At 44.8% G+C, this 23,739-nt stretch carries 18 protein-coding genes; 10 read left to right on the top strand and 8 right to left on the bottom strand.

Going from position 1 to position 23,739, the window contains the following annotated elements:
* Positions 1-367: 367 nt before the first annotated feature.
* From metX to ACR64J_RS02295, 3 genes are all read left to right on the top strand, one after another.
* Positions 368-1,585 (top strand): homoserine O-acetyltransferase MetX, encoded by a 1,218-nt coding sequence (gene metX, locus ACR64J_RS02305; RefSeq protein WP_435951008.1) that lies wholly within the window; start codon positions 368-370, stop codon positions 1,583-1,585.
* Positions 1,582-2,202 (top strand): methionine biosynthesis protein MetW, encoded by a 621-nt coding sequence (metW, locus tag ACR64J_RS02300; protein ID WP_435950291.1) that lies wholly within the window; start codon positions 1,582-1,584, stop codon positions 2,200-2,202. Before metX ends, metW begins: the two co-directional genes overlap by 4 nt.
* A gap of 481 nt (positions 2,203-2,683) precedes the next feature.
* Complete coding sequence (locus tag ACR64J_RS02295; RefSeq protein WP_435950290.1) at positions 2,684-3,265, top strand: tetratricopeptide repeat protein; 582 nt, start codon at positions 2,684-2,686, stop codon at positions 3,263-3,265.
* 73 nt (positions 3,266-3,338) lie between these two features.
* Here the strand turns inward: ACR64J_RS02295 and ACR64J_RS02290 are convergent, their stop codons facing one another.
* Both ACR64J_RS02290 and ACR64J_RS02285 read right to left on the bottom strand, forming a co-directional pair.
* On the bottom strand, positions 3,339-3,947 hold the full coding sequence (locus ACR64J_RS02290; RefSeq protein WP_435950289.1) for a peroxidase-related enzyme: 609 nt from the start codon (positions 3,945-3,947) through the stop codon (positions 3,339-3,341).
* 90 nt (positions 3,948-4,037) lie between these two features.
* On the bottom strand, positions 4,038-7,073 hold the full coding sequence (locus ACR64J_RS02285; protein ID WP_435950288.1) for an Eco57I restriction-modification methylase domain-containing protein: 3,036 nt from the start codon (positions 7,071-7,073) through the stop codon (positions 4,038-4,040).
* 253 nt (positions 7,074-7,326) lie between these two features.
* On the opposite strand from ACR64J_RS02285, the gene trhO reads away from it, so the two are divergent.
* Complete coding sequence (gene trhO, locus ACR64J_RS02280) at positions 7,327-8,373, top strand: oxygen-dependent tRNA uridine(34) hydroxylase TrhO (RefSeq protein WP_435950287.1); 1,047 nt, start codon at positions 7,327-7,329, stop codon at positions 8,371-8,373.
* A gap of 97 nt (positions 8,374-8,470) precedes the next feature.
* Here trhO and serA read toward each other — a convergent pair whose 3' ends face one another.
* Positions 8,471-9,697, bottom strand: a complete 1,227-nt coding sequence (gene serA, locus ACR64J_RS02275; RefSeq protein WP_435950286.1) for a phosphoglycerate dehydrogenase — start codon at positions 9,695-9,697, stop codon at positions 8,471-8,473.
* Between the two features lie 279 nt (positions 9,698-9,976).
* Here serA and ACR64J_RS02270 point away from each other — a divergent pair, with 279 nt between their 5' ends.
* Positions 9,977-11,479 (top strand): FAD-binding oxidoreductase, encoded by a 1,503-nt coding sequence (locus tag ACR64J_RS02270; RefSeq protein WP_435950285.1) that lies wholly within the window; start codon positions 9,977-9,979, stop codon positions 11,477-11,479.
* A 90-nt stretch (positions 11,480-11,569) separates the two neighbouring features.
* On the opposite strand, the gene ACR64J_RS02265 is transcribed toward ACR64J_RS02270, so the two are convergent.
* Entirely contained in the window at positions 11,570-12,205 is a 636-nt protein-coding gene (locus ACR64J_RS02265) for a BLUF domain-containing protein (protein ID WP_435950284.1), read from the bottom strand.
* A gap of 461 nt (positions 12,206-12,666) precedes the next feature.
* Here ACR64J_RS02265 and ACR64J_RS02260 point away from each other — a divergent pair, with 461 nt between their 5' ends.
* Both ACR64J_RS02260 and ACR64J_RS02255 read left to right on the top strand, forming a co-directional pair.
* Positions 12,667-14,304, top strand: coding sequence for a bifunctional GNAT family N-acetyltransferase/carbon-nitrogen hydrolase family protein (locus ACR64J_RS02260; RefSeq protein ID WP_317200135.1), 1,638 nt, complete (start codon positions 12,667-12,669; stop codon positions 14,302-14,304).
* Positions 14,305-14,557: 253 nt separating this feature from the next.
* Complete coding sequence (locus ACR64J_RS02255; protein ID WP_317200136.1) at positions 14,558-15,103, top strand: protein disulfide oxidoreductase; 546 nt, start codon at positions 14,558-14,560, stop codon at positions 15,101-15,103.
* A gap of 75 nt (positions 15,104-15,178) precedes the next feature.
* Here the strand turns inward: ACR64J_RS02255 and ald are convergent, their stop codons facing one another.
* From ald to ACR64J_RS02240, 3 genes are all read right to left on the bottom strand, one after another.
* Positions 15,179-16,294, bottom strand: coding sequence for an alanine dehydrogenase (gene ald, locus ACR64J_RS02250; RefSeq protein ID WP_435950283.1), 1,116 nt, complete (start codon positions 16,292-16,294; stop codon positions 15,179-15,181).
* A gap of 258 nt (positions 16,295-16,552) precedes the next feature.
* Entirely contained in the window at positions 16,553-17,911 is a 1,359-nt protein-coding gene (locus ACR64J_RS02245) for an NCS1 family transporter (protein WP_435950282.1), read from the bottom strand.
* A 32-nt stretch (positions 17,912-17,943) separates the two neighbouring features.
* Entirely contained in the window at positions 17,944-18,642 is a 699-nt protein-coding gene (locus ACR64J_RS02240; RefSeq protein ID WP_435950281.1) for an aspartate/glutamate racemase family protein, read from the bottom strand.
* Between the two features lie 139 nt (positions 18,643-18,781).
* Between ACR64J_RS02240 and ACR64J_RS02235 the strand changes: the two genes are divergently transcribed.
* From ACR64J_RS02235 to lspA, 3 genes are all read left to right on the top strand, one after another.
* The gene (locus ACR64J_RS02235) at positions 18,782-19,516 is read left to right on the top strand and encodes a GntR family transcriptional regulator (RefSeq protein WP_435950280.1); all 735 of its coding nucleotides are present in this window, start codon (positions 18,782-18,784) and stop codon (positions 19,514-19,516) included.
* A 164-nt stretch (positions 19,517-19,680) separates the two neighbouring features.
* On the top strand, positions 19,681-22,533 hold the full coding sequence (gene ileS / locus ACR64J_RS02230; RefSeq protein WP_435950279.1) for an isoleucine--tRNA ligase: 2,853 nt from the start codon (positions 19,681-19,683) through the stop codon (positions 22,531-22,533).
* Positions 22,526-23,167, top strand: a complete 642-nt coding sequence (gene lspA, locus ACR64J_RS02225; RefSeq protein ID WP_435950278.1) for a signal peptidase II — start codon at positions 22,526-22,528, stop codon at positions 23,165-23,167. Before ileS ends, lspA begins: the two co-directional genes overlap by 8 nt.
* Before the next feature lie 67 nt (positions 23,168-23,234).
* Here lspA and ACR64J_RS02220 read toward each other — a convergent pair whose 3' ends face one another.
* Positions 23,235-23,732, bottom strand: a complete 498-nt coding sequence (locus ACR64J_RS02220) for a hypothetical protein (protein ID WP_435950277.1) — start codon at positions 23,730-23,732, stop codon at positions 23,235-23,237.
* Positions 23,733-23,739 lie beyond the last annotated feature (7 nt).

Here is a 23,739-nt window from a genome sequence, read left to right as displayed (position 1 = left end):
AGTCACTGGGCCTGCTTTAATCGTTAAGCTTTATTTAATCGCTTTGACTTTGGACAGGTTATAAATTAACAATAGCAGTCAAATTATACGGTCACAAGCTGCCGTTAGTGTAGCATGAGTGTAGTCTTTTATAGGAGGTAAACGCCGCTTTATAGCGTGTGAAGGTTGTACTCCTAAGCGCATCGCCATACAATAGATGCCTATAGCGATAGTGATCGCCTTTTTACTGTCTTTTTATCGCCTGTCATCTTGTGAGGTAGTTTTGAGCGCACGCCCTGATACGAACAATAACGCTATGACTCGCGGGCATTCCGACCCTAAACGGCAGCCCTCAGGTGCTTCAGCCAGTTTAGTCGGCTCAGTCGGAATGGTCACGCCGCAAACCTATCACTTCGATGAGCCATTCACTTTAGAGTGCAATCGTACATTGCCAGCGTTCGATTTAGTATTTGAGACTTATGGTACGCTAAACGCAGATAAATCAAACGCTATCCTTATCTGTCATGCCCTCTCAGGCAGTCATCACGCCGCAGGTTATCACGAAGGAGATAAAAAAGCAGGCTGGTGGGACAATATGATCGGCCCTAGTAAGGCAATTGATACCGACGAGTTTTTTGTCGTTTGTGTCAACAATATCGGCAGCTGCTTTGGCTCGACAGGCCCAACGTCCATCAATCCTGACAGTATAGACAAGGGTGAGGCGCAGCCCTATGGTCCTGACTTTCCGCTCGTCACCATCAAAGACTGGGTCGGCACGCAAGCGCTGCTCTCAGATCGATTAGGGATAGAGGTTTGGCATGCTATCGTTGGCGGCTCAATGGGCGGTATGCAAGCGCTGCAATGGTCGCTTGATTATCCAAATCGTCTTAAGCGCTGCGTGGTTATCGCCAGTACTCCTAAGCTGTCGGCACAAAATATCGCCTTTAACGAAGTGGCGCGTCAGTCGATACTATCAGATCCTGACTTTAAAGAAGGGCGCTACTTACAAGCGGGCACTTATCCGCGCCGTGGCCTAATACTCGCGCGCATGGTTGGGCATATCACTTATTTGACTGATGATGCGATGAAAGCTAAGTTCGGCCGTGACCTAAAGTCTGGCAAATTTATGTATGGCTATGATGTTGAATTCCAAGTGGAGAGCTACCTGCGCTATCAAGGTGAGCGCTTTAGTGAGAACTTCGATGCTAATACTTATTTGCTAATGACCAAAGCCTTAGATTATTTCGACCCAACTCGCGGTCATATAGAGGATAGCGAGACTAGCGTAGAGGCAGATACAGAGATACAAAACAGTCAAAGCCAAAACGATCAACGTGAGCTTAGCGCGCTAAAAGCTGCCTTTGCCCATAGTGAGTGTCAGTACTTGGTGGTGTCGTTCACAACCGACTGGCGCTTTGCACCCGAGCGCTCACAAGAGATCGTTGATGCGCTGATGGCAACAGGCAAACCGGTCAGTTATCTCAATGTCGACGCCCCGCACGGTCATGATTCGTTTTTGTTCGATATTCCGCGTTATATGGGTGCGATAAAGGGATTTTTGACTGCGCCCTTTATCACTGCCAACCGTACAGGAGCACGCTTGTGAGAATGGACTATCAATTAGCCGAGCGCTGGATTGCCCCAGGCTCTCATGTGCTGGATTTAGGTTGCGGCAATGGCGAGCTACTTGCGCACTTGCACACACAGCTTGGCGTCACAGGATACGGGCTTGAAATTGATGAGGACAAAATCAACGATGCCATAGCCAAGGGCCTATCTATCGTCGAGCAGGACTTGAACGATGGTCTTGCGCGTTTTGCGGATAATAGTTTTGATACGGTGGTAATGGCGCGCGCCTTACAAGCGGTCAAATCGCCCGATCTATTACTATTAGATATGTTGCGCGTGGCAAGAGAAGCCGTCATTACCTTTCCCAACTTTGCGCATTGGCAAAACCGCATTCACCTTGGGCTCAAAGGACTCATGCCAGTTTCAGAAGCGCTACCGTATGAGTGGTACAACACGCCCAATATCCACTTGTGTACCTTTAAGGACTTTGAGGCTTTGTGTGCTGAGCATGATATTGATATTATCAATCGTTTTGCTGTTAGTGATTCTGATAAGCCTCATAGCGCCCTGATGACGACGCTGATCAGGCAAGCGCCAAACTTACTCGCCGATGTCGCCATCTATAGAGTCACTAAGCGCTCATCAAACGCTTAACGAGAATATCCATTTAAAAATATTGCGCTACTGTTATAAGCCTCCTTACTTACTGCGTAGTTTTGTCACTTTAGAGACTGCGCAAAATCTTTCCTAGTAACGGGCTAAGTATCTTTTAACGACAACGATAATTAGAAAACTCTGAACAAGGTTAAGCTATACTTATACTTATACTTATACCAGTAATAATAATTACCTTTGTTGTGCCAAATACGAATCTGTATAACTCTGTTACCAAATACAAATAAAAAACCAGTGTTAAAACAAGTAATTAGTATTTGAGTTTTGTAACCTTGGATGGTAAGCTAATCAAATATTGTCAATTACGACCTTTATCCGCCGCTTTACTATTACTTATGGATCTAAAATCACTTAATAGTTCAATGAGTTGCTGTCACTATAGGTCATATAGCTACTAATGCTATTTAAAATTCTAAGCTAAATGTATCCCATTAATTAACCGCCCTATTTTGGAGCCGCTATGAAACTATTAAAAGCTGCCTTGTTTACTGCCCTTTTCTCTTGCGCAGGTTTAGCTAATGCTGAACTGATTGCTAATATTCCATTAGATACCTCACGCTTTGAGCTGATGCCTGTTAGTGAGCTATCTGCTCGCGCCGCACAAGGTAATGATCACGCGCAGTTCTACCTAGCCAAGCGCTTGCAAAAAGGTCAAGACGTCGCTCAAAATACTCAAAAAGCAATCGAGTGGTACACGCGCGCAGCAGAGCAAGGCGTTGCCCCCGCCCAGCTTAACCTCGCTATCATGTACTTGCGCGGTGAAGGCGTACAGCCAAACGTTCAGCAAGCCCGCAGATGGTTAGAGAAAGCCGCTATGCGCGGTGATAACCGTGCCAGCTATACGCTAGCGCTACTCGATGAAAAGCAGAAAAACCTAGTTGATGCCTATAAGTGGTATGACTTGGCTGCTCGTGACGGCATGCTCGATGAAAAGGTACGTAGTAAAGCACGCGGCAAAATCGGTCAATTGGCATTGAACCTATCTAGCTCAGATATCGCTAGCGCCCGTAGCAAAGCCGACACTTGGTTTCAGAGCAAATAATACTCTAAGAATTTAAATCAAAAAAATCCAGCTTGTATGCTGGATTTTTTGTGTTTGAGGATATATAAACCTCTTACTTTCTCGGCTCGCGCGCCATAGTATAAAACTCTGGATTGGACTGCATATTCATCACAATCGCCATTCTATTAGAGAGTCCAAAAAAGCCTGTGATACCCGTGATATCGAGAATATCTTCGTCATCGTAGCCATGCGCCTTAAGCGCTTCATAATCCGCATCTTGTACCAGCTCGGGCGTACGACATAGCTTGAGCGAGAACGCTAACATCTGTTTTTGCTTAGGAGTAATAGGCGCATGCAAGTAGTTGACCGCTATTTGATCTGCTAGCAGTGGCTCTTTGGAAAATACCCGCAGTAGCGCACCGTGAGCAACGACGCAATACTGGCAGCCGTTAGCGGCGCTGGTAGCGACGACGATCATCTCCTTTTCAGCGGGACTGAGCGTGCTGCCCTCTCGCTCCATAATCGCATCGTGATAAGCGAAGAACGCTCTAAACTCTGCTGGACGATGCGCAAGTGCTAAAAATACATTGGGTATGAATTTGGCTTTTTCTTGCACGGCCAAAATGCGCTTAAGAATATCCGCTGGCATATCGTCCAATGACGGGACAGGGTAGCGGCTAATCGGCGTGCCGGCAGTAGACTCCATTGCGGTGTCACTCATAGGTCATCTCCTTTGACGATGGGTTTGTTTATTCTAGCTGTATGGATAAGTAATAAGTAGTCCAAAACTCATCTTTTATAAACAGTTACATTAACTGGCTTCGATAATGGCAATCTCATCATCGGTCAAATCGTAGAGTTTATAGACCATTTGATCGATCTCGTCATCAGTACTTTCTATCTGTAGCATGAGCTGTTGGGCTTTGGCTTGCTCGGCTAAAAAGTACTCTTCCCACTCGGCTTCTTCGCTTAGGCTCATTTTGACTTTCTTTTTTGCCAGCTCTTTGATAAATTCTGCATAGGTGAGCTCATGCCAGTTTTCGAGCTTTTTACTAAGCTTTTCTATCTCAAATTTGCGTTGTAAGGTGCGGATAAATTTACCCGTTGTGTCTTGCAACTGCTCGTTTAGCGATAGCATAAGATCGGCTTTTTGGGCTAAGTTTTTATCTTCCGGTATTATTGGTAAAGACCTCAAATCTTTTACCAGAATTTTTGGAATCGATGTTTCTGCATTCGCTTTAGAGTGTGCCTTAGTATGATACCAAGACATTAGTCTTGAGTTTATAATGGCCAATAACGTATTTAAACTACCTGCATGTTCTTGCTTCTTTATAATATTTATCAAAGAAGGGGTATTGAAATACTCTTTTTTGAGTAGTGTGGCTTTCAATCTGTAAATATCGCCTCTAGTAACTTCCATTATTGAAATTCTGTGTTCAGTAAAAAATCTTTCCTCCACATAACCAGCTAAGTGTTTTCCATATTTTATATACTGGAAACTTTCACTATTTTTATATCTTGAAATATCCTTACCCTGTATTTCTTGACGCCAGCTCTCAGAGATTTTGATATCTGAATGCCAAAGGCGTTCATCAACTATTTTATTTCCTTCTTCTTTACCATATTTTTTTACTAAGTCGCTTCTTCGGTAAGGGATATAGCCTTGCGATACATCAAAATAACTATCTAAAGTAGATTTGTTTTCAATTTTTTCGACTATGTCTAAATCTTCCTCTAGTAAATACAGATTTATCAGTAGGTCATTATTCTTCTTAACATTTTCAATATTAATGAATTTCTCGTCAGACAAAATAATATTGCCATTAGAATAAGATAGTTTTATTTTTGTATTTGGCTGCTTGTCGTTAACAAACAATATTACTGTATCTAGGTCTGCATCTGAAAAAACTTTATTAGGTAAATTGACAATTTCACTAATTTCGAATTCAAACAAAAATTTTCTTAATTTTGAATGTTGTGAAATCGTGAGCCAAGTATAAGGAACAATCAATCCTACACTCCCCTGCTTCTTAACTATACTCATAGATGCTTCAATAAATATAGCGTAAGTATCCAGTTTGTAAGCTGGTGTCGTATAAGATTTAAGATAATAAGCTTGTTGTTCTTTACTAATTTCAGCTCCATAAGGCGGATTACCAATCACCACATCGAAGCCGCCCTTTGCAAACACTTGTGGGAAGGCCGTTTGCCAATTAAACGCTTTATCGCCTGCCACATCAACATCATCAATCAGCGAATTACCGCATTGGATATTATCGTTTAGATTATTGAGCTTACGTCTTGGCTGTGCGGTACGCAGCCACAGTGACAGCTTGGCAATCTCGACGCTCTCTTCATTGATATCCACTCCAAATAGATTATTCTCAAGGATACTGTTTTCGATATCAGGATAGATAATGCTATCGCCATAGAGCTTGGCGTGTAGCTCATCGATATAACTGTGTTCAGCAATCAAAAAATTCAGCGCTTCATTTAAGAATGCGCCACTACCACAAGCGGGATCACATATCGTGATTTGTAGTAGCCAGTCTCGATAAATCTCAAGCGCCGCAGATTGCAACTTGAGTATTCCTTTAGCTTTTGCCGTGAGTTTATTAGGCTTTACAAAATCTTCATCAACGATAGCCAGCTCATCTTTTTTGTCTTTGCACAATTTACCGACCGTGTTTTCGACGATATATTTGGTGATATATTTGGGCGTATAAAACACCCCATCTTTTTTGCGCTTGGTTTGCGATTTGTCTATTGCCTCACCTGCTAGCTGCGCCTTTACCTCATCGAGTTCCGTAAGTGAGTTTTCAAAGATATGACCTAGAATATTGACATCGACTTCACTAGCAAAGTCATACTCTGACAGCGTTTTGATATGTGAGCCTAGCACCTTATCACTTATGATGACGCTATCTAGTAGCGCATCAAAGCTGAACAGACCACCGTTATAGGCAAATATCTCGCTATGCTCATCCTTATGACCTTGATCCAAATAACCAAAATAGGCTTTGATTCTATCGTATAAGGGCACAGTCATCTTCAGCGCTTTTAGCTGCTGCCACTCGTTGATGATACCTTTTGCAAAGTTGGCAGGTAGCAGATGACTGTCTTCTGCGAAGAAGATAAACAGAAATCGATCGAGTAGCTTTTGCGACTTTTGGAACAATACCAAAGCGTCAATATCAGGGTTATTAGTGGTTAAATCTGCGAACAGCTCACGTTTAAAGACAGAATAATCCTTGTATAGCTGCTTGGTAATTGCCTCCTCTTGCGATAGCGAGGCCGATTTGATAGTGGCAGGTAGGTCGCGCATGACGCTGTCATGATTGAGTAGCAGATACAGCTGCGCAAAATCATCTTGGGTTAAGCCAAATAGATCAAACTCGATGAACTCAACCGCATTGTCAATGTACAAACGTAGTTTTTGAAAGTTCGAGGTAATAACATAGCGACATTTAGGCTGATTGTTTTTGTACCCAAAAGCCTGCTGCTCAATCTTACTTAGATCTGTGGTGTTCATACCTTTTAATTCAATCACGCCAATAGCATGACCGTCTTTGAGTATCGCGCCATCTGCTTTTTTGCTGCCTGTTTGGTTTTTGAACTCAGTCGTCAGGTCATAGTCTGGATTGGGATTGAGCGTATAGCCAAAGACATCGACGAATAAATCACGCAAAAACCCTTCTTGATATTGCTCTTCTTTACTCACTCTTATATTGTCTTGCTTTAGCGGGTTCAAAAAGCATTGAGTATAGCGCTGCCACGCCGCCTCTAGCTGCTGACTATCTAATTGATTGACATATCTGGCGACAACAACAGACTGAAATAGAGACATACAAGCGCCTTAGAATAAAAGATAAAGGATTAACAAACGCCTACTATAGCAAGCTCTAGGGTTAGGATAAATAACTTTGCTAACCAAAAAAACTATGGGCGAGTAATAAATGTCTGTTATTGATACATATTCAAAAACCAACCTAAATTTGCTACACTACCCGCGCATTTATACATTCCACAATTGAATAAATGTTATTCGTTTTTAAATCACTAATTGCACTAGGTTTACGTCCTAGCCAGCAGGAGACAGTATGAGCACAACTTTAGACAATACAACCTCAAAACAAGCGCCAACCTACGATAGCGAAATTAACAATATCGTCGTCGCCGCTTTGTATAAATTTACTCGCTTTAATGACTTTGAAACCTATCGTCAGCCTATCCTTGATAAGATGACGGACAACGATGTCAAAGGTACACTACTTATCGCTGCTGAGGGCATCAACGGCACGATATCTGGTACACGCCCGTGCATCGATAATGTCTTAGAGTATTTGCGTAGTATTGACGCGATCGGTAGCTTTACGTTTAAAGAGTCTTATACCAACGAGCAGCCGTTTTATCGCACCAAGGTGAAGCTCAAAAAAGAAATCGTCACTATGGGCGTCGAAGACATCGACCCGCTACAGTCCGTTGGGCGCTACGTAAAGCCTGCCGATTGGAACGCGCTAATCTCAGATCCAGAAGTGACGCTAATCGATACGCGTAATGATTATGAAGTGCAAATCGGCAGCTTTCAAAATGCTATCAATCCTAATACTGATACCTTTCGTGAGTTTCCAGAGTATGTCGCAAAAGAGCTTGATCCTAGCAAACACAAAAAGGTCGCGATGTTCTGTACGGGCGGTATTCGCTGTGAAAAATCGACGGCCTATTTGCGCGAGCAAGGGTTTGAGGAAGTCTATCATTTAGAAGGCGGCATCTTGAAGTATTTAGAAGAAGTACCGCAGCAGGACTCAATGTGGCAAGGCGACTGCTTTGTTTTTGATAATCGCGTTTCGGTCAATCACGACCTAGAGAAAGGCGAATATGAGCAGTGCTTTGCGTGTCGTATGCCGATCACTATTGATGATATGAATAGCGCCTCTTATGTCAAAGGTGAATCTTGCCCGCATTGTATTGACAAAGCCACTGACGCACAAAAAGCGCGCTTTCGCGAGCGTGAACGTCAGATGCAGCTTGCCAAGCAGCGCGGTGAGACGCATATCGGAAGCGACGTAAATGACATTATCGAAAAGCGCAAAGCTGCTAAAGTTGAGGCGCGTCTCAAAGCAGATACTACTAACCAGACAAACTAAGCGTATCGCTACAAATATTATTTGATTTAGAGAGTACCCATAAAAAAGAGAGACTATACTAGTCTCTCTTTTTTATTGCACTGTTATACCTTTTAGATTAAAACAAAATACGCACGCGAATGGTTTCTTCGACGTCTTTGAGCTGATCAAGCGCGGCTGTTGAATCATTGTAATCAACATCCATGACCAAATAACCAACATCGCCTTCTGTCATCAGGCTCTGCGCCAAGATATTGATGTGCGCTTCTGCAAACAGACGGTTGATTTGAGACAGCACGCCTGGAACGTTTTTGTGGATATGCAGCAGGCGATGTGAGCCCTCTTTGAACGGTACTGAAACCTCTGGGAAGTTGACCGCCGTTGCTGTATCACCTTGATCTGAGTAGCGTACGAATTTTTCAGCGACTTCAAAGCCGATGTTTTCTTGTGCCTCTTGTGTTGAGCCACCAATATGCGGCGTCAAAATCACGTTATCAAATTTGCGCAGTGATGACTCAAACTCTTCATCCGCAGACTTTGGCTCTTTTGGGAATACATCGATCGCCGCGCCGAGTACCCGACCCGACTCAAGTGCCGCTGCCAAATCATCAATCTCAACACAAGTACCCCGTGCCGCATTAATAAAGTAGCTGCCCTCTTTCATCTGATCAAACTGCTCTTTTTTCATCATATAGCGTGTACTTGGTACATCAGGCACGTGCAAGGTGACGATATCAGCGGTGGATAGTAGCTCGTCTAAGCTGCCAACTTGATGGGCGTTGCCTAGCGGCAATTTGGTGACGACGTCATGATAGATGACCTTCATACCGAAGCTCTCAGCGAGTACTGATAGCTGCGAGCCGATAGAGCCATAACCGACGATACCGATAGTTTTGCCGCGCACTTCATGTGAGTTTTTAGCAGATTTGCCCCAGCCGCCGCGATGCACAGTAGCGTTCTTTTCTGGGATACCGCGGTACAGCATGATGGCTTCCGCCAGTACCAATTCAGCCACTGAGCGCGTGTTAGAGTACGGCGCGTTAAAGACGGGGATACCCATCTCACGTGCAGCCTCTAGATCTACTTGGTTAGTACCAATACAAAAGCAGCCAATACCGATAAGCTTTTTGGCGTGCTCAAGTACGTCACGCGTCAATTGCGTGCGCGAGCGAATACCGACAAAGTGCGCATCTTTAATCTTTTCGATCAGCTCGTCCGTATCTAGTGCGTGACTCAGATACTCAATATTGCTGTATCCTGCGCCCTCTAATACTTTTAGCGCGTTGTCATGGACGCCCTCTAATAGTAAAAAACGGATTTTATCTTTTTGTAGTGATAATGCCATATGAGACCTGCCCTATAATTGGAGTCACTGTTTGTCATAATCTAAACAGTCGACGAGAATAAAAAACAATGCGCTTATCTTACACAAAATTGTCGCTAGGTGTTAGAGCATAATGTGAATTAAGCTATAGATATTGTGACTAATAGTGACCTATAAAGGGTCAAACGCATTCTAAATATGTACTGGTAATGTGCTAATATTAGGGCACGTTTATAAGTTATCAAACACCAGCTATGTTACTTGTCCAACACATGACCCTTGCACCTAGTCGAGACTATTATGACTGAATCGATCACCGAAAACCTGCCCGCCCACGCGCGCACTCACGCCGCTGACCAAGCTGTGGTCAATGAGCCAAACCTTGCGCCAGCAGCGAATAGCGCAGCAGTACAAGCTATACTAGACGCTCTAATCACTACGCATAACTTTGATAGCAGTCAAATCAAGACCGATAGCGAGAGCCTTGTACATTGGGGTAAAGACTGGACCAAACATTTTGCTCCTGCTGCCTCTGCTATTATCTTTCCTAAGACCACTGAGCAAGTGCAAGCGATCGTACTGCTAGCGAATGAGTATAACGTCGTATTAACCCCAAGCGGCGGACGTACGGGTCTATCGGCAGGCGCAGTCGCAGCTAATGGCGAGATTGTAGTGAGCTTCGATAAGATGAATAGTATCGGCAAATTTTATCCTGCTGATCGCTTGGTTGAGATTGAAGCAGGCGTGGTCACCGAGCAGCTTCAGCAATTTGCCAAGTCCAAAGATCTATACTACCCTGTCGATTTTGCATCAGCAGGCTCAAGCCAGATGGGTGGCAATATCGGCACCAACGCAGGCGGTATCAAAGTCATACGTTATGGTATGACGCGCCAGTGGATTATGGGGTTGACAGTGGTTACTGGTCGCGGCGATATCTTGCACCTCAACCGCGGTATGGTCAAAAATGCCACAGGTTATGATTTGCGTCAGCTGTTTATCGGTAGTGAAGGTACGCTTGGATTTGTCACTCATGCGCAAATTAAGCTGGATCGTGCGCCGCAAGACTTAAATGTCATGGTGCTAGGCATGGATAGCTTTGATGATGTCATGAATGTGCTATCAGCCTTTCAAGCAAAGATTGATTTGACCGCCTTTGAATTCTTCGATGATGTGGCAATCGATAAACTCATGGCACATGGTCAAGTCCAAGAGCCGTTTGAGTCGCGTACTCGATTTTATACTCTACTTGAATTTGAAGCGCCATACGAGCCGATTATGGATAAGGCTATGGCGATATTTGAGCACTGTATGAGCGAGGGCTGGGTCGTTGATGGCGTCATGAGTCAAAGCATTGCGCAGGCGACGGAGCTGTGGAAACTGCGTGAGTATATCTCTGAGACTATCTCAGTCTTTACCCCGTATAAAAACGATGTGTCCGTGTTAATCACTCATGTCCCTGATTTTATTGCTGAGATTGACGAGGTTGTCAGTCGTAATTATCCTGACTTTGAGGTGTGCTGGTTTGGTCATATCGGTGATGGCAATTTGCATCTAAATATTTTAAAGCCTGAACACTTAAGCAAAGATGCGTTCTTTGATGCTTGCCAAATCGTTAATAAGTACGTGTTTGAAATCGTGCAAAAATATGGCGGTTCGGTATCGGCTGAACACGGCGTTGGCATGACCAAAAAGCCATATTTGGAATATAGCCGTACGCCGCTTGAGATTGAGTACCTAAAAGCAGTCAAAAAAGTGTTCGATCCCAATAACATCATGAATCGCGGTAAGATATTCGATATATAAGGCGTCTTACGTAGTCATAAAAATAAGTAAAGACGCTAGACTCAACGGTTTAGCGTCTTTTTTCGTTTTGTCATTTGTATATAAAGCGTACTAATAGGTTAAAAGGTAGAGGCCTATAACGAGCAATATTGCCAAAAATCCTTGAACGATTAAAAACGCTTGGTGCGGCGCGGCAATGTGCTTAAACATATTACCCATGGCATTGTAGGTAATACCAGCTGCTTTTATATGCGGCGGATTATCAAAGGTTTGGATAGTATTAATAAACTGCGCAGTACGAGCGGGCGTCCAGCCATGCGGCGCAAAAGGTAAAAAAGGCGAGAGCTGATCGGCTTGTTTTTTGGTTGCAGGAGACCAAAGCCAGCGCTCCAAAAATAGTAAGCGCATGCGCCAATCCTCAAAGCTGCGCTGACTGATGTTTTTTAGAGACAGTATCTGCACCTCTTTATGACGTCCGTCAGCAAAGATACGCTCTTGCAGAGTCAGTATCTCATCTTTTTCGCCCTCCAAGCACTGCAAAAAATGCCCGTTGCCATAACACAAAGTACCCGTTATGCCATGCTGCTGGTTGTAGCTGCGAGCATGCGCCTCAACTTCGTCAAAAACAGAGGACTTTAGACGTGATCTGAGCGTCATGCTACTGACATAAACCAATTGGATCAAACCATCCTTAGGCGTATCGCTCAGCTTTTTGACAGTTTCCATATGGTTTAGAGGTATTTGCATAGATAATATCCTAAGGAGCTTATAATTATTATATGGTTCGCAGATTCATAAAATACTAAAGAAAAAGGCAAATAACTATCAAAAAATAGTAACTCATACCTTAGCAAAGTTGATTGAGACCACTTAGCAATGTTTCAAAGTAGCGGCGCATAGATATTGAGTTTTAGATGTCAAATGACTACTAGGGTTACAAGGACTACTAAGGGTAACTGGAAATAGAGTATTGAGATGATATGATAGCGAACTAAATAATTGTGAATAAAAATGAGTGCAAGAACGTAATAACTACTTGTTATTGTTAATTATTGTAACATTGTTACTGTGTTCAAGATAACCATTTTTTGTAACTGACAGGACAACATATTATGAGCATATGTCGCTAGTTGTATGCACTCATATTATCAAGCAATAGCCTTCACGCTTATCACCACGTAGTTAATAAACAATATTATAGGATCTTTATGAGTAATATAGAAAAACCAGAAGACTTTCATTTAACGATTGCCGAGATTAAGAAAAAAGACTATCCCCAGCTCAAAGCTCTTATGGATAAAGTATATTCTAACCTTGGCGGTTCTTGGTCAAAAGCCACTATCCATGCTTTGATTGATGCCTTTCCCGAAGGACAAATTGCGCTATTTGATCACGACGATCTGATCGGTATTGTACTGTCTATGCGTGTCGATTATGCCAAGTTCTCTAATCCGCATACTTATGATGATCTGATTGGTCACAAAGAGATTATCAGAGATGATCCTAAGGGTGACGCTATTTATGGCTTAGATGCGCTCATTGATCCTGAGTATCGCGGTTATCGCTTGGGTCGTCGCCTGTATGATGCGCGAAAAGAGCTGTGCCGACAGTTAAACTTCCGCGCTATTTTGGCAGGCGGACGTATACCTAATTACTACAATCACAAAGACCTCACTCCTGGCGAGTACATTGACGCGGTCGAGTCGCGTGAGATTCATGACTCAGCGCTATCTTTTCAGCTCTCAAACGGCTTTATTGTCAAGCGCATCTTGACCGCATATCTACCTGATGACAAGCAGTCTAAAGGCTTTGCAACCTTGCTTGAGTGGGCCAATATCTATTATGAGCCCAAAGACTATAAGCCCAATACCCGTAAATCTGAGGTACGTATTGGCGGGATTCAGTGGCAGATGCGTGAGGTTGAGTCGCCAGAGGAGCTGCTACAACAAGTCGAGTTCTTTGTCGATATCATGGCGGACTACAACTCAGATTTTGCCTGTCTGCCAGAGTTTTTTAACGCGCCGTTAATGGGATTGTGTGAGTCCACCGATCAAAACATCGCCATTCGCTTTTTGGCAGGCTATACCGAATGGTTCAAAAACGAGATCTCGCATCTAGCGGTTAGTTATAACGTCAATGTCATCACAGGCTCCATGCCGCTACTTGATGAAAACGATACTTTGTATAATGTCAGCTACCTATGCCGCCGCGATGGTACAGTCGAGGAGCAACGCAAGATTCATATTACTCCGCATGAGCGTAGTGCCTGGGTGATTGAAGGCGGTGACGAGGTCAAAGTGTTCGACACGGATGCCGGCCGTATTGGAATCTTGGTCTGTTATGACGTTGAGTTTCCAGAATTAGCACGCTTAATGGCACTCGATGACATGGACATTTTGTTTGTGCCATTTTGGACCGATACCCAAAATGGCTATCTACGCGTGCGCCACTGTGCCCAAGCACGTGCCATTGAGAACGAATGCTACGTGATGATTTGTGGTTCTGTCGGTAACTTGCCGCAAGTGGAGAGCCTCGATATTCAATACGCACAGTCGTCTATTTTTTCGCCATCAGACTTTGCGTTCCCGCATGATGCCATCATGGCAGAGACCACGGCTAATACAGAAATGGTGTTCTTCTCTGATCTCAATTTAGATAAGCTCATCCATGTGCGTAACGAGGGTTCAGTACATAATTTGCTCGATCGCCGCGATGATCTGTTTAGCCTAAAGTGGAAGCGTAAAGCAAAGATACCTGCCAGCAAACTAAGCGATAGCGAGCGCCGTGAAAACTCAGGTAGCGTACTGTTGGGCAATCCACTGCAGGGTCGCGCCGAAAAGTTCTAAGGGCTTAAGGTAAAGGTGAAAAGCTCACAAACGTATAGTCAAGTCAATGTAAAAGAGATGCAGCGAGGCTGGGATAAATTTTGCGCAGCATCGAGCAGCGCAGACACAGCACGCAAGTAAAGTTTGTACCAGTCTCGCGTTACAATCTAGTATATCTATCTCGTTTAGTACCCACTACACAATAACAAAACGGCTGATCATTCAGCCGTTTTTTATATCTAAGATCACAAAAAGTAGAAGAGCAGGTACTAAAATGACAGGTTCGCAAAAAACATTAAAACTTAGAAAGACACCGAAACAAAAGGGGCTATCAATACTTAAAACCATACTTATCTATGGGACGATATTTGCGCTCATCTATACTGCTGTGAACTGGTGGCGACAGCCTGTCATGCCGGCCGATCCACAATTGCAACTGACAGACTATCAAGGACAACGCCTTGATCTTGCGGCAATGAGTACCGATAAGCCGACGCTCGTATATTTCTGGGGAACTTGGTGCCCGATATGCACTTATACTTCACCAACTATCAATAAGCTGGCGGTGGAGAATAACTACCCTGTCGTGACCGTTGCCATTAAGTCAGGCAATAATCAAGAATTATCAAACTATATGACTGACAATAATTTTGATTTCACGACGATAAACGATGAAGAAGGACGTATCTTTGCTGACTGGCAAGGACAAGTGACGCCGTCGTATGTAGTGTTAAAAGATGGCAAAATGACGCAAGGACTCACAGGCATTCAGCCGCTTTGGTCGCTTAAATTACGGTTGTGGCTGAGTTCGGTTTTTTGAGTCGACTGACAATGATTTAAATAAGCCTACCTTTTTGCAAAAAAGAATTAAGTAGGCTTTGTTTTATGATAGTAGTTAACCGATCAACTCATCCAAATCCTTATACTCATATTCTAAATCTTCAGCGACCGCCTCGTAAGTCATATGACCTTGCATGGTGTTAATGCCTTTTGCTAGTGCAGCATTATCCATACACGCTTGCTTGACGCCTTTTTTAGCGAGTGCTCGTACGTAGGGTAAAGTCACGTTCGATAAGGCTAAGGTTGAAGTACGCGGTACCGCGCCTGGCATGTTAGCGACGCTATAATGAACAATACCGTGCTTGGTATACGTAGGATCGTCATGGGTTGTGATGCGATCGGTCGTCTCAAAGATACCGCCTTGATCGATGGCGATATCGACGATGACGCCCCCGTCATTCATAGACTCGATCATCTCTTCACTGACTAGTTTGGGTGCAGCCGCTCCTGGAATGAGTACCGCGCCGATGACCAAATCGCTATTTTGTACGCACCTAGCAATATTGACTTTGTTGGATACTAGCGTCTGCACCTCATTACCAAAGAGCTCAGATAATTGCTTGAGACGTTTGGGATCAAGATCCAAAATAGTGACATCTGCGCCTAAACCGATTGCCATTTTTGCCGCCTCCGTACCTGAGACGCCGCCACCGATGATAGTGACCCGCCCCTTTTGTACGCCCGGTACGCCGCCGAGTAATATACCTTTACCACCATAAAAGCTCTGCAAAAACTGCGCGCCGATCTGTGTACTCATGCGCCCTGCAATCTCACTCATTGGCGTTAGCAGTGGCAGTGAGTCATCCTTTAGCTGTACGGTTTCATAAGCAATGCCCGTTACTTTATGTTCTATCAATGCTTTCGCCAGATCAGGCTCAGCGGCGAGATGCAAATAGGTAAACAGAATCAAGCCTTCTTTAAAGTACTCATACTCTGATGATTGTGGCTCTTTGACTTTGATGACCAATTGGGCATCCCAAGTCTCACTTGCACTGTTAACGATAGTTGCGCCTGCGTCTTTGTAGTCATTATCAGTGAACTGCGAACCCATACCAGCGTCTGTTTCAACGACAACCTTGTGACCATCATCGACCAAAGCACTGACTCCACTGGGTGTCAATCCAACGCGATTTTCATTATTTTTAATCTCTTTTGGAATGCCTATTTTCATAATTATCTTCCTTGATAAGAGTAATTTGACGGAATCAAAATTGAGCCAAGCGTGATGTTAGTTTAACGATTTACATTTACGACATACACGCAATCTGCCAGATAACTCACTAATCGTAGCACATCTCTTTAGATACGTTTCTCTCCAAATACGTTGTTTACAATGTAAAGCGATCTCTTAGGAATGTTATAAAAAGCCCGTAGCGTAGGATATGCTACGTTACGGGTTTTTTTATCAATGACTCTAAGCGATAACCATCTACGACATAAAGCGCTGCGCCGATGGCATTTTGAGCATCAATATCCAGTAGATTGCGCCAGCAGGAATCAGGCTGGCATACCAAGAGATGCTAGTGAACGTCAGCGCAACCACAATACCGATCGCCATAGCGATGACTGCTGCCATATTCACCCCTTTATAAGGACCATTTTCATCATATAACTTATCGATATCGAGCTTTTGCTTACGCAGGAAGTAATAATCAACGACCAATATCGCAAATATAGGCCCTAAGAATGCAGAGTACGTTTGAATAAAGAGGTTGAGTCCTGCCGCAGACTCATCTTTGGCCAGCTCCCAAGGAAAGGTTCCAAAGGCGAGCAACCCGACGATGACCGCCGCTGTTTTGTATTTGACTTTAAAGATATCCATCAAGGCATAAGCAGGCGGTACGACGTTATTTAGAATGTTGGTTGTGACCTGAGCAAAGGCAATAAACAGCATGGTGATGACCAGTAAAGGCTTGTTATCAACTGCGCTTGAGAACACTTTAATAGGGTCTACTTCACCCGTTGCGCTAGTCACCATGAGACCGATCAAGCCCATAAACAAGGCAGCAGGCAAGATAGAGTTTGAATAAATGACTACTTGACGGAACAATCCGACGTTCTCTTTTAATTCGCGTGAATAATCAGAGACGTTGAGCATCATCGTACTATAGACACCTAAAAACAGCATGGTCGCACCCCAAAAAGGCGTACCCCAAGTACCTTCAACATTAATCAAATTAGTTGAAATAGTATCGCCATATTTATTAATGACACTAATAAATATATAAATGAGAGAGCCGATAATAAACACCGAGCCGATGTTTTCAAGCCACTTGATACCATGAAAGCCCAAAACAGATAGACCAATCTGTAAAAATTGAAAACCGATGAAGAAAACGACGATATTGCTATAGCCAAATAGTGCATCAGATACCAAGTTCAACGCACCAGCGCCAATCCAGCTCTGAAAGCCAAACCAGACGATCGCAGGTACTGAGCGCACTAGTGCAGGAATACGGCTACCAGTGAAGCCAAAAGCGGAGCGCGTCTGAACCATAAACGGAATACCATACTTGTGACCGGCGCGGCCATTAATCATCAGCGCCGCCCCGATGACGGTACAACCTATAGCAATGGCAAGTACCACTTGCAGCAAGTTTAGCGTACCGACCAGACCTGAGCCGACGGTGAACGTCCCGATAGAAACGCAGCCGCCAAGCCATGCAAATAAATAAGACCAAGATCCCATGATGCGCGTGGTTTGCGGCGCAAGGCTCTCCTCTCCGACTCCCTTGTGATCCAGCGTTTTGATATCTGCCGCCGCTACGGCTCTTTTTGCGTCTTCCATGACACTCTCCTTCCTAAAGTGTGTAAATTGACTTAGCTCTTAATAGGCGCCGCATAAGCCCCAATCTTGCTGGTTTTTATACCGCTACCAATGAGTGCCTCGACCATACGCGTAGCCACAGTGACGCCGTCGATAACAGGAACGCCCGTCTCTTTCGTCAGCCACTCGGTCAAATCTGCCATGCCCGCACAGCCCAAAACGATCGCTTCGCAGTTGTCCTCACGTATAGCGCGTATAATCTCATCGCGTACTTTTTCGCGCGCGCCAGAGCCTGGCTCCTCAAGCGCCAGCACAGGTATCTCAGCTGAGCGCACGCGGCGACAGCGATGAGACAGACCATAGCCGTGAATAAGCTCTTCGATCACAGGTATCGCGCGCGGCAGAGTCGTCACCACGCTAAATGAGGTTGAGACCATACTTGCCGCCTTGACCGCCGCCTCACAAATACCTAAGACGGGACCTGAGAACACCTCACGGCAAGCGCCAATACCTGGATCATCAAAACAGGCGACTACGACGCCATCGACGCCGTCTGCTTCTGCTTGGGCCAAACGTCTAAGCAGTCCAGGCACAGACATCGCTTCGTCATAGTGTCCTTGAATAGAGGCTGGCGCATCATCCCCAGACGCGCCGATGATCGTTGTGCCAGCGCTTGCTTTTTGACGAGCGCTCTCAACGATTTTGTCCGTCATGGAGGTCGTCGAATTAGGGTTCATGACTAAGATTTTCATAAAGGTTGGTTATCCATATATAAAGTTGATACAGAGACTGATTTGAATATCAAATAAAAGTAACTATATGCGTATATATTCATTGTTAACTAAAATTGTTAACAATACAACTAAAAATTAAAAAATGTTGTCGCCATGCATGCAGCGCACTATAATCGCGACTATGAATCTTATTAATACGCTAGTAAAAAACGAAGACACGCCAGAGAATGCAATCATTGAGGCTATCACTGCTGCAGTGTCAGAGCAGCGCTTGCCTGCGGGCACTAAACTTGGTGAGCAGGCATTGAGCGATCTGTTCAAATGCAATAGAGCTAACGTAAGACGCGCCCTCTCGACACTGGCAACTATGCATGTGGTGCAATTACAGCCCAATCGCGGTGCATTTATCTCAACGCCTACGCCCAAGGAAGCCGGTGACGTGTTTGCCGCGCGGCGCACCATTGAGCGTACGCTGGCGCTCAGCGTCATCAAAAACGCCACCGATCAAGACAGTGCTAATATGCGCGCTATGATTGAGGATGAAGCGGTTGCGCGCGCGGCAGGAGACACCCCTGCTGAATTGCGATTATCCCGCGCCTTTCATATGCATTTAGCGACAATCGCTGGCAATCAGGTGCTCGAGAAGTTTTTGAGTGAACTTACCTTGCGCACGACTTTGATTATCGGACTATACAATAATGCAGGCTCCTCAAACTGCGCTGAAGATGAGCATTTGGGTATAGTACAAGCGATAGAGGCCAAAGATGAGAACAGACTTGTCATGCTACTCGATGAGCATTTGAGTCATTTAGAGAGTAGTCTTGATTTTGCTCACGCCACCCAGCCGTTCTCTACCTTGGCAGAGCAGCTGATTATTAAAAACAATCAATAAGTCTGAGCGTCTATTTGCCCAAAACATGTCCCCTGTTTTTAGTGCGTTAATTGCCTTATAATAGGTGGCTTTGATTTTTGTCAATGCGTCCTGCATATATACCAGTCATCCTATATTTTGGCACGCGGGTTTTCTCACTACATTTAATTAAGACAAAGACCACTATGACCGACTCTATCGACTACAAAGATACGCTAAACCTTGCCGACACGCCCTTTGCAATGCGTGCTAACCTTGCCAAACGTGAGCCTGATTGGCTGGCGGCGTGGGAAGCGGACGACGTCTACGGCAAAATTCGTGCCGCGCGAGTCGGCGCGACCAAATACATTTTGCATGACGGCCCTCCCTATGCGAACGGTCAGATTCACTTAGGTCACGCGGTCAACAAAGTCCTCAAAGACATGATCGTCAAATCAAAAACCTTATCAGGCTTTGATGCGCCCTATGTACCAGGCTGGGACTGTCATGGTCTACCCATTGAGCAAAAGGTTGAGGCCAAAGTCGGTAAAGTCGGTCAAAAAGTGTCCGCCACCGAGTTTCGCGGTCTGTGCCGTGAGTATGCGAGCACGCAAATTGAATTGCAAAAAGCTGACTTTAAGCGCTTAGGTATCTTTGGTGATTGGGACAATCCTTATCTCACGATGAACTTCGCGCAGGAAGCCAACATTGTGCGCGCATTATCTAAAATCTATGACAATGGTCATGTGACTCGCGGTATGAAGCCTGTCAACTGGTGCTTGGACTGTAGCTCAGCTTTGGCAGAAGCGGAAGTAGAATATCAAGACAAAATCTCTGATGCGATCTACGTCAGCTTTGATGTTTTGGATACTCAAAAACTAGCTGCTTTAAGCGAGATTGACGGCACTATCGCCGCTGTGATCTGGACGACGACGCCATGGACGCTGCCTGCTAACCAAGCCATCTCAGTACATCCTGAACATGACTATAGTGTGGTCGCAACCGACAAAGGCAACTTGCTATTAGCCGCTGATTTGGTTGAGACAGCACTTGTTGAGCTTAAACTGGACAATAAAGGCGTGTTGGCAACCGTATCAGGTAGCGCGCTTGAAGGCTTGCGCGCTCAGCATCCATTAATTGAAGATCGCCAAGTGCCGCTTATCTTAGGCGATCATGTCACGGTTGATAGCGGTACGGGTCTGGTGCATACCGCGCCCGGTCACGGTCTTGACGATTATATCGTTGGTCTTAAATACAACTTGCCAGTAGAGAACCCCGTTAGCGGCACTGGCGTCTATTTAGAGACGGCCGCTGTATTTGCAGGTGAGCATATCTATAAAGCCAATCCAAAGATTATCGCCGCCTTACATGACAATGATCATTTGGTCAGCCATACCAAAATTGAGCACAGCTATCCGCATTGCTGGCGTCATAAGTCGCCGATTATCTTTCGTGCGACGCCGCAGTGGTTCATTAACATGGAAGTTGAGGGCCTACGTGAGCGCGCCCTAAAAGATATTCCACAGGTTAAATGGACGCCAGCATGGGGTCAAAACCGTATTGAATCGATGATGACGGGTCGCCCCGACTGGTGTATCTCACGCCAGCGTACTTGGGGCGTGCCGATTGCCTTTTTTACCCATAAAGAAACAGGCGAGCTGCATCCAAACACGCTTGAGCTGATGGAAGTGGCTGCAAAGAACATAGAAGCGGGCGGCGTGGAAGCTTGGTTTGATGCCAGCTGTGAGGACTATCTAGGCGATGAAGCAAGCGATTATGACAAGTCTACCGATACGCTAGACGTTTGGTTTGATTCAGGGACGACGCATTTTGCTGTCCTTGAGCAGCGTGAAGAACTGACCAACCCAGCTGACATGTACCTAGAAGGCTCAGATCAGCATCGCGGCTGGTTCCAGACCTCCCTTTTAACCTCGGAGGCGATGTACGAGCGTCCCCCGTTTAAGCAAGTCTTGACTCATGGTTTCGTCGTTGATGAAAACGGCCGCAAAATGAGTAAGTCACTGGGTAACATCATCACCCCACAAGACGAGATTAACAAAACAGGCGCGGATATGCTGCGGTTGTGGATCGCGTCGAGCGACTATCGTTATGAGATGAGTGCAGGTAAAACGGTCTTTAAAGGCGCGATCGATATGTATCGCCGTATCCGTAACACCTTGCGCTTCTTATTAGCTAATACCGATGACTTTAATCCTGCGACTAATAGCATCGCTATTAATGATCTGGTCAGTCTCGATAAGTTCATCCTTGAGCGTACGCAGACTGTGCAAGCGCAAATTATCGCTGCTTATGATGCCATGGACTTCCATCAAGTCACGCAACATATCGCGGCGTTCTGCTCGCAGGACTTGGGTAGCTTCTATTTAGACATCATCAAAGACCGTCAGTACACCACGCAAAAAGATGGACAGCCGCGCCGCTCGGCGCAAACGGCGATTTACCATATCGCCCAAGCTTTAATTCGCTGGATTGCACCGATCTTGTCATTCACCGCGCAAGAAGCATGGGAAGTATTACACGCTAACGATAGCGCAAACGCCGATGCGTACGTGTTTACTCAAGAGTGGTACGAGTTCCCAGAACTTGAGCTGAGCGCGATTAGTACTGATGATTGGCAAAACATTATGCGTGCCAAAGACTTAGTCAATAAAAACATCGAAACCGCACGCGGTGACAAAATCATCAATGCCAATTTATCCGCTGATGCCACCCTTTATGCCGAGGGCGCGATGCATGATAGCTTAGCCAAACTTGGCGAGGAGCTACGTTTTGTCTTAATTACCAGCAAAGCTACGCTTGCACCACTAGGTGAGGCGCCTACAGATATGACAGCTGCTGATACATCTGCTGATACAGCTGATAATGACAGCGGCGCGGCAACCGATCTAAAAGTCAATATTAGCGCCGCGACGGGCACTAAATGCGTACGCTGCTGGCATATCCGCGATGATATCGGCACTGACCCCAAGCATCCAGAGCTGTGCGCGCGCTGCGTAACCAATGTCACAGGTGACGGCGAGGTGCGCTACTATGCTTAACACCCCTGACTCCTCCAAGCCGCAAACACCAACCCCAGTCGATGAATTGCCAAGACCCGTACATATCACGACAGGTAGCTCAATCACGCCTATGGGCCGGTTAAATAAAACGCCCAAAGTGGTTGCCAATGGTAGCCGTGCCTTTATATGGTATATGCTCTCGCTCATTATTATTGTTTTTGATCAGTTCACCAAATGGTTAGCTGAGACTCGGCTAGTATTTAACGAGCCTGTACCCGTTATTGAGCCGTTTTTGAATTGGACTTTGGCATACAACTACGGCGCTGCCTTTAGCTTTTTGGCGGATGCAGGCGGCTGGCAAAAATGGTTTTTTTCTGGGCTAGCACTGATCATATCGATATTTTTGATCGTCTATCTAGTCAAGGCGCCACGAAACGCCAAGCTGCTCTCTCTCGGTCTCGCCTTGGTACTTGGTGGCGCTATTGGTAATCTGATTGATCGCCTGCTCCATGGTCATGTCATAGACTTTATACATGTCCATAACGCCGATGTCTGGCATTACCCGATATTTAATATTGCAGATATTGGCATTAGTGTTGGCGTGGCGATCATTGTCATCGATATGCTGTTTTTTGAAGGTAAGCGGACTGATCCCAAAAAGGCTAAAAATTAGCATCGTTTCATTAAAAATAAACCCCGTCATAATTCACTATAGCGGGGTTTTTTCTAGATATTACCTATCATTTATAATCAAGCTTAATATAATTAGGCTTTGGCATATCACTTTTCTCATATACCCAGCTCCCATCAGATTGATAAGCAAGACATCTATTCTTAGGTAAAAAAATTGTGCAGATATCTTCTTTCCTACTACTGATAAGAAACTCAATCGATAAGCCATTATCGAGCTTTAAAGCTAAGTTAAGATCGTCAGTGACCAAAATATTTATCAACTTGCCAAATTCAATCTGTTGCAGCGCGTTATCTAAATCATCGTTAGTACCGGAGTTATTTTGACCCTCTAAAATAACTTTGTCCTCTTTTATAATTTTCCACATACGATTATAAGTACGAAATTGCCATTCACCATAATACGGATCTACATTACGTTCTTGGTTGTGATAAATTTTTTCTCCGAAATCTATGGCAAAACTATAATAGTAGCCTACTCGCTTACGGCAGCAAACCCAACCATAACTGGGTTCTATCAAGGGTAAAACTTGTTCAAAAGCGTACATAACTAAT

Origin of the sequence: Psychrobacter sp. DM8 (assembly GCF_051307025.1) — a bacterium.
Taxonomy (GTDB): domain Bacteria; phylum Pseudomonadota; class Gammaproteobacteria; order Pseudomonadales; family Moraxellaceae; genus Psychrobacter.
The sequence above is the reverse complement of the archived record's forward strand: the minus strand, read 5'-3'. Positions and strand labels throughout refer to the sequence as shown.

Bases quoted from the DNA above. Each gene is read 5' to 3' on its own strand.
- ACR64J_RS02265 (WP_435950284.1), bottom strand. From the start codon at position 12,205: ATGCAAATACCTCTAAACCATATGGAAACTGTCAAAAAGCTGAGCGAT.
- lspA (WP_435950278.1), top strand. From the start codon at position 22,526: ATGCTTAACACCCCTGACTCCTCCAAGCCGCAAACACCAACCCCAGTC.
- ACR64J_RS02255 (WP_317200136.1), top strand. From the start codon at position 14,558: ATGACAGGTTCGCAAAAAACATTAAAACTTAGAAAGACACCGAAACAA.
- metX (WP_435951008.1), top strand. From the start codon at position 368: ATGGTCACGCCGCAAACCTATCACTTCGATGAGCCATTCACTTTAGAG.
- trhO (WP_435950287.1), top strand. From the start codon at position 7,327: ATGAGCACAACTTTAGACAATACAACCTCAAAACAAGCGCCAACCTAC.
- ileS (WP_435950279.1), top strand. From the start codon at position 19,681: ATGACCGACTCTATCGACTACAAAGATACGCTAAACCTTGCCGACACG.
- ACR64J_RS02285 (WP_435950288.1), bottom strand. From the start codon at position 7,073: ATGTCTCTATTTCAGTCTGTTGTTGTCGCCAGATATGTCAATCAATTA.
- ACR64J_RS02220 (WP_435950277.1), bottom strand. From the start codon at position 23,732: ATGTACGCTTTTGAACAAGTTTTACCCTTGATAGAACCCAGTTATGGT.
- ACR64J_RS02295 (WP_435950290.1), top strand. From the start codon at position 2,684: ATGAAACTATTAAAAGCTGCCTTGTTTACTGCCCTTTTCTCTTGCGCA.
- ACR64J_RS02290 (WP_435950289.1), bottom strand. From the start codon at position 3,947: ATGAGTGACACCGCAATGGAGTCTACTGCCGGCACGCCGATTAGCCGC.
- ald (WP_435950283.1), bottom strand. From the start codon at position 16,294: ATGAAAATAGGCATTCCAAAAGAGATTAAAAATAATGAAAATCGCGTT.
- ACR64J_RS02270 (WP_435950285.1), top strand. From the start codon at position 9,977: ATGACTGAATCGATCACCGAAAACCTGCCCGCCCACGCGCGCACTCAC.
- ACR64J_RS02240 (WP_435950281.1), bottom strand. From the start codon at position 18,642: ATGAAAATCTTAGTCATGAACCCTAATTCGACGACCTCCATGACGGAC.
- ACR64J_RS02235 (WP_435950280.1), top strand. From the start codon at position 18,782: ATGCAGCGCACTATAATCGCGACTATGAATCTTATTAATACGCTAGTA.
- ACR64J_RS02260 (WP_317200135.1), top strand. From the start codon at position 12,667: ATGAGTAATATAGAAAAACCAGAAGACTTTCATTTAACGATTGCCGAG.
- serA (WP_435950286.1), bottom strand. From the start codon at position 9,697: ATGGCATTATCACTACAAAAAGATAAAATCCGTTTTTTACTATTAGAG.
- ACR64J_RS02245 (WP_435950282.1), bottom strand. From the start codon at position 17,911: ATGGAAGACGCAAAAAGAGCCGTAGCGGCGGCAGATATCAAAACGCTG.